The organism is Streptomyces sp. MB09-02B (genome assembly GCF_033794485.1).
In the GTDB taxonomy this organism is placed as follows: Bacteria; Actinomycetota; Actinomycetes; order Streptomycetales; family Streptomycetaceae; genus Streptomyces.
In genome coordinates this window covers 1-5,811 of record NZ_JARGEE010000503.1, presented here as the reverse complement: position 1 = coordinate 5,811, position 5,811 = coordinate 1, and the positions used below count along the sequence as shown (strand labels likewise).

At 73.5% G+C, this 5,811-nt stretch carries 2 protein-coding genes; both read right to left on the bottom strand.

The genetic code is table 11. The features are described 5' to 3' along the window. Nucleotides 1–858 (bottom strand): condensation domain-containing protein (locus tag P1P70_RS39105; protein WP_319246293.1); only part of this gene is annotated, 858 nt, incomplete at its 3' end. After that, a partial coding sequence (locus tag P1P70_RS39100; protein ID WP_319246290.1) for a non-ribosomal peptide synthetase occupies nt 855–5,811 on the bottom strand: 4,957 nt, incomplete at its 5' end. The genes P1P70_RS39100 and P1P70_RS39105, both read right to left, overlap by 4 nt.

Genomic DNA, 5,811 nt, shown 5'->3' with positions numbered 1-5,811 from the left:
CGGGGGGCGGCCGGAGACGGTGGCGCCGAAGACGACGTCGTCACGGCCGGTGGCCTGGGCCAGGGCCAGCGCCCAGGCACCCTGCACCACCGTGTTCATGGTCACGCCCTGGCCCCGCGCCCAGGAGGCCAGCGCTCCGCTGACGGCGGGGTCCATGGTGAAGGAGACGTGCTCGGGCGGTGCCGAAGCCACCGCGCCGGCCGGGGCGAGCAGGGTGGCCTGGTCGAGGCCGGCGAGGGACTCGCGCCAGGCCTCCCGGGCGGCGTCCCGGTCACGGGCGTCGAGCCAGGTGAGGTAGTCGCGGTACGGACGGACCCGGGGCAGCGCGGAGGGGTCGCCCGCAGCGGCGTACAACGTCATCAGTTCGCGCAGCAGCACCGGCATCGACCAGCCGTCGAGCACGATGTGATGGTTCGTCATCACCAGCCGGACCCGGTCGTCGGACAGGCGTATCGCCATGAACCGCAGCAGGGGCGGGCGGCCCAGGTCGAACCGTCGTGCGCGGTCCTCGGCGGCGAGCCGGTCGGCCTCCGCAGCCCGCGCCTGCCCGGGCCGACTCGTCAGGTCGACGTCCTGCCAGGGAAGTTCGACGTCCTGGAGGACGAGCTGCGCCCAGGCGCCGTTCTTGCGCTGGCGGAACCCGGCGCGCAGGTTGGCGTGCCGCCGCAGCAGGGCCCGCGCCGCGGCACGCATCCGGGCACCGTCGTAGGAGCCCTCCAGCTCGAACGCGACCTGGCCGACGTAGAGGTCGGGTCCCTCGCTGTGGAGCAGCCCGAGGAACACGAAGCCCTCTTGCAGCGGGGACAGCGGAAGGATGTCCTCGATCTTGCTACGCGAACGAGACGGTTGCTGGCTCACTGCTCAATCTCCCACTCGGACTCAAGGTCGGACTCGAACTCCTCGATCTCGGACTGACTGAGCGAGTCGAGTGTCACGTCGGACGGGGTCAGGCCACCCGCACCGGGGCGGCCGGCGTGCTCTACCAGGGCTTCGAGAGCCCGGAACCAGTGCCCGGCCAACAGCCGGGCGTCCTGGTCGGGGACCAGGCGGCGTGCGTAGGTCCAGTCGGCACGCAGGTGAGGGCCGTTCTCCCCTTCGTACGCGACCGCGCTGATCTCCACCGCGTGGGCCATCGGCGCCATGGGGCGCGAAGCCGCGACGCCGCCGCCGATCACGGTCCACGGCTTGGGCCTGCCCGCGGCCGAAGTGGTGCGCCGCCCCAGGTAGTTGAAGCCGAACTCGGGCTCGGGCAGCCGGGCGAGGCGGGGGCCCGCGATGGGGTTGAGGTGGCGCAGCAGGCCGTAACCGATGCCGTCGCCCGGCACGGCGCGCAGTTGCTCCTTGATCTGCTTGAGGCTGTCGCGCAGGGCGTCGCCGTCCCGGCGCAGCCGGGTCCAGTCGGCGACGTCCGGCGCGAGCCGCACCGGGTGGAGGGCGGTGAACCAGCCCGCGGTGCGGCTGAGTTCGGCGCCGGGTACGGCGTCCTCGTGGCGGCCGTGGCTCTCCAGGTCGACCACGACGGGCGCGTCGGGGTCCTCGCCGCGGTCGCGCCGCCACTCGGCGACGGCGAGCGCGAAGGCGGTCAGCAGGACGTCGTTCACGCCGGCGTTGACGCTGCCGGGAACCTGCGTGAGCAGGGCCTCGGTCGTCGCGGCCGGCAGGTCGAGGCTGAGGTGCCCCGACCGGCCCTGGACGTCGCGTGCGCGGTCCACCCGCAGCGCGGCCTCCCCGGCGGGGGTGGCCTGCCTGGCGAGCGTGGTCTCCCAGTGGGCCGTCTCGGCCTCGACGCGCGGGTCGGTGGCGAGCCCCTCCAACGAGGTGGCCCACTGCCGCCACGAGGTGCCGACGGGGGCGAGTTCGGCCCCGTCGTACGCCGCCGCGAGGTCCGGCACGAGGATGCTCCACGTCACCGAGTCGACCACCAGGTGGTGGGCGACCAGGATCAGCAGTCCGTCCTGCCCGGCCCCCCGGTCGATCCTGACCGCCCGGAACACGCGTCCTCGGGCGGGCGCGAGGCGGTCCCTCGCGGCGCACGCCGGCCCGGTGACCAGGCCCTCGATGGCGTCGGCGGAGCCGGCCGCTTCGACGACGTCGAGGAGCTCCGCGGCCGACACGCTGCCCGGCCTGCGGACCTCCGTGGTCCCGTCGGGGCGGACGAGCAGCCGCAGCGCGTCATGGTGGTCGAGCACCTTCTGCAGGGCGCGGGCCAGGCGGTCCGCGTCCAGCACGCGCGGCAGGGACACCACGACGGACTGGTTGAAGTCGTCGCCGCCCAGGCCGAGTTCGGCGATCCTCGCCATCACGGGCGTCAGCGGGGCGGGGCCGTAGGGCTCGACCTCGGCGACCTGTGACGCGGTGTCGTCCTCCCGGCTGCCGAGCGCCTCGGCCAGCTGAGCCGTCGACTGGTGCTCGAAGACATCGCGGACGGCGAGGGGGAGCCCCGCCGCACGGGCCCTGCTGACGAGCTGGATGGACAGGATGCTGTCGCCGCCCAGATCGAAGAACCCGTCGTCGGTCCCGACCGTCGGCAGGCCCAGCACCTCGGCGAAGAGCGTGCACAGCAGCTCCTCGACGGGTGTGCGGGCGGCCCGCCCGGTGGACCTCGCGGCGTAGTCGGGGGCGGGCAGCGCCTTGCGGTCCAGCTTGCCGTTCGCGGTCAGCGGCAGGGCGTCGAGGACGACCAGCGCCGACGGCACCATGTAGTCGGGCAGGGCCTGGCGCACGAAGGCACGCAGCCCGTCCGTGTCCACCTCGCCGGCCCGGCCCTCCGCCGCCACCACGTAGCCCACCAGGCGCCGGTCACCTGGCCGGTCCTCGCGGACGACGACGGCGGCCTGGGCCAGTTCGGACCGGGTCGCGAGGACCGCCTCGATCTCGCCCAGCTCCACACGGAAGCCGCGGATCTTCACCTGGTCGTCGGCGCGCGCCAGGTACTCCAGCTCGCCCGCCGGGTTGTAGCGCACCAGGTCGCCCGTGCGGTACATCCGCTCGCCCGACCCGCCGAACGGGTCGGCGACGAACCGCTCGCAGGTCAGGTCGGCGCGGTGCAGATAGCCGCGCGCCAGACCGCTGCCGGAGACGAACAGCTCCCCCGGCACGCCCGCGGGAACGGGCTGGAGGTACCGGTCGAGGACGTACGCCCGCGTGTTCCCCGTCGGCCGCCCGATCGGCAGCGTGCCCCGCGCCGCGTACGGCGCCCTGACCTCGTGCTGCGTCACGCACAGCGTCGTCTCCGTCGGCCCGTACAGATGACGCAGCACCGTGTCCGGAGCGTGCTCCAGAACCCGGGCGACCGCGGCCGGCGAGACCACGTCACCACCGGTCAGCACCTCCCGCACCCCGGCGAAGCACTCCGGAGCCTCCTCGGCGATGACCCGGAAGAAGCCCGCGGTGAGGTGGATCGCGGTGATGCCGTGGGTGGAGATCAGCTCGGTGATCGCGGCGGCGTCCAGATGCCCGGGCGGCGCCACGACGACCGTCCCGCCGGAGACCAGGGGCACCCACATCTCGTAGCAGGACACGTCGAACGCGTGCGGGGCGTGCAGCAGCACCCGCTCGTGCGTGCCCGGTCGCCAGCAGTGGTCACGGACGAGGTCCACGACTCCGCGCTGGGTGACGGCCACGCCCTTCGGCAGCCCGGTGGACCCGGACGTGTACATCACATACGCGAGGTCCTGCGGGCGCAGCCCCACGCTCAGCTCGCCGTCGTGCCGTGCGCCGGACGGGGCGCCGTACTCGTCCACCACCACAACCCGGGCGCCCAGTTCCCCGGCCCGATCGGCCTCCGCACGGTCGGCGAGGATCACGGTGGCGGCGGTGTCCGCCACGACGTAGCGCATCCGGTCCAGCGGATAGGTGTCGTGGAGCGGCACATACGCGCCGCCGGCCTTCGCGATGGCCAACGTGGCCACGACGTGCGTCAGGGACCGCTGCATCAGCATGACCACCGGAGTCCCCGGCCGCACCCCCTCCTGGCGCAGAACACGCGCCAACCGGTGCGCACGGGCGTCGAGTTCGGCGTACGACACGGTCGTCGCGCCCTGCACCGCGGCCGGCGCGTCGGGTGTGCGGGCCACCTGCGCCGCGAACAGCTCGGGCAGCGTCGCGTCCAGGCTCTCCAGCGTGGTGGAGGTCCCCTCGCCGAGCAGCCGGCGCCGCTCGGCCTCGCCCAGGATGCCCACCTGGGAGAGCCGGATGCCGGGGTCGGCGGTGACCTCTTCCAGCGTCCGTACGAACCGCTCCACCAGGGACCGCGCCGTCGACCTGTCGAACAGATCGGTCCGGAAGTCCAGGGCCCCGGTCAGCCCGGTGCTCCGGCCCTCGCCGTCCCGCGTCTCCGCGAGGGCGAAGGCGAGGTCGACCTTGGCAGCGCCGAGCCTGCTGCGCTCCGCGGTGACCCGCAGCCCCGGCAGGCCGAGCGAGGCGTCCGGGTCCGTCTCCGCCGTGCTCAGGACGAGCATGACCTGGAAGAGCGGGTGGTGCGCCAGCGTGCGAGCCGGGTTGAGGGCCTCGACGAGCCGCTCGAAGGGCAGGTCCTGGTGCGCGTAGGCGGCCAGGTCGGCGCGCCGCGTGTGCTCCAGGAGCTGCTGGAAGGTGGGGTTGCCGCTGGTGTCGGTGCGCAGGACGAGCGTGTTGACGAAGAAGCCGATGAGGTTCTCCGTCGCGTCGTCCGTGCGCCCGGCGACCGGCGTCCCGATCGGGATGTCCTCGCCGGCGCCGAGCCGGGTGAGGAGAGCCGCGAGGGCGGCCTGCAGCACCATGAACGTGCTGGTGTGCGTGGTGCGCGCCAACTCGGCCAAGCGGGCGTGCAGTTCAGCGCCGAGCGTGAACCCGACGCGGTCGCCCGCCTGGCCGGCGACAGCGGGCCGGGGCCGGTCGGTGGGCAGGTCGAGCTGCTCGGGGAGCGCGGCGAGCGTGTCCTTCCAGTAGGCGAGTTGCCTGCCCGCGATGCTGTCCGCGTCGGCGTCGTCGCCGAGGACCTCTCTCTGCCACAGGGCGTAGTCGGCGTACTGGACGGGCAGCGCCTTCCAGCCGGGCGCGTCGCCCGCGCACCGCGCCGTGTAGGCGGCGGCGAAGTCCTGGGCCAGGGGTGTGCGGGACCAGGCGTCGGTGGCGATGTGGTGGATGAGCAGCAGCAGGACGTGCTCCTGCTCGGACAGGCGGAACAGGGTTGCCCTCACGGGAATGCCGGCCGCCAGATCGAAGGCGTGATGGGCGGCCTCCGACAGCTTCGCATCGAGCCCGTCCTCATCGCCGCCGACGTCGACCACGGTCAACGGAAGGAGCTCGGGCGCGTACGCGTGGATGACCTGCCGGGGCCCGTGCTCGTCCTCGGCGTAGGTGGTGCGCAGGCTTTCGTGGCGGGCGACGAGGTCGCGCAGGGCGTGGTGCAGGGCGTCCTGGTCGAGGGTGCCGGTGAGGCGAAGGGTCGTGGGGATGTTGTAGGTGGGGGTGGGTCCTTCGAGCTGGTGGAGGAACCACAGCCGCTGCTGGGCGTAGGAGAGGGGGACGCGCTCGGGCCGGGCCTGTGCGGTGAGCGCGGTGCGGGCACGGTCGGCCCCGTCGAGCGCCCCGGAGAGTCCGGCGATGGTGGGCGTCTCGAAGAACTGCCGCACGGACACCTCGACGCCCAGGGTGGTGCGGACACGGCTGACCAGGCGGGTGGCGAGCAGGGAGTGGCCGCCCAGCTCGAAGAAACTGTCGTCGATGGTGACACCGTCGACACGCAGTACCTCGGCGAACAGCGTGCAGAGGATTTCCTCGCGGGGGGAGCGGGGGGCTCGTCCGGTGGTGGTGTGGGCGGTGTAGTCG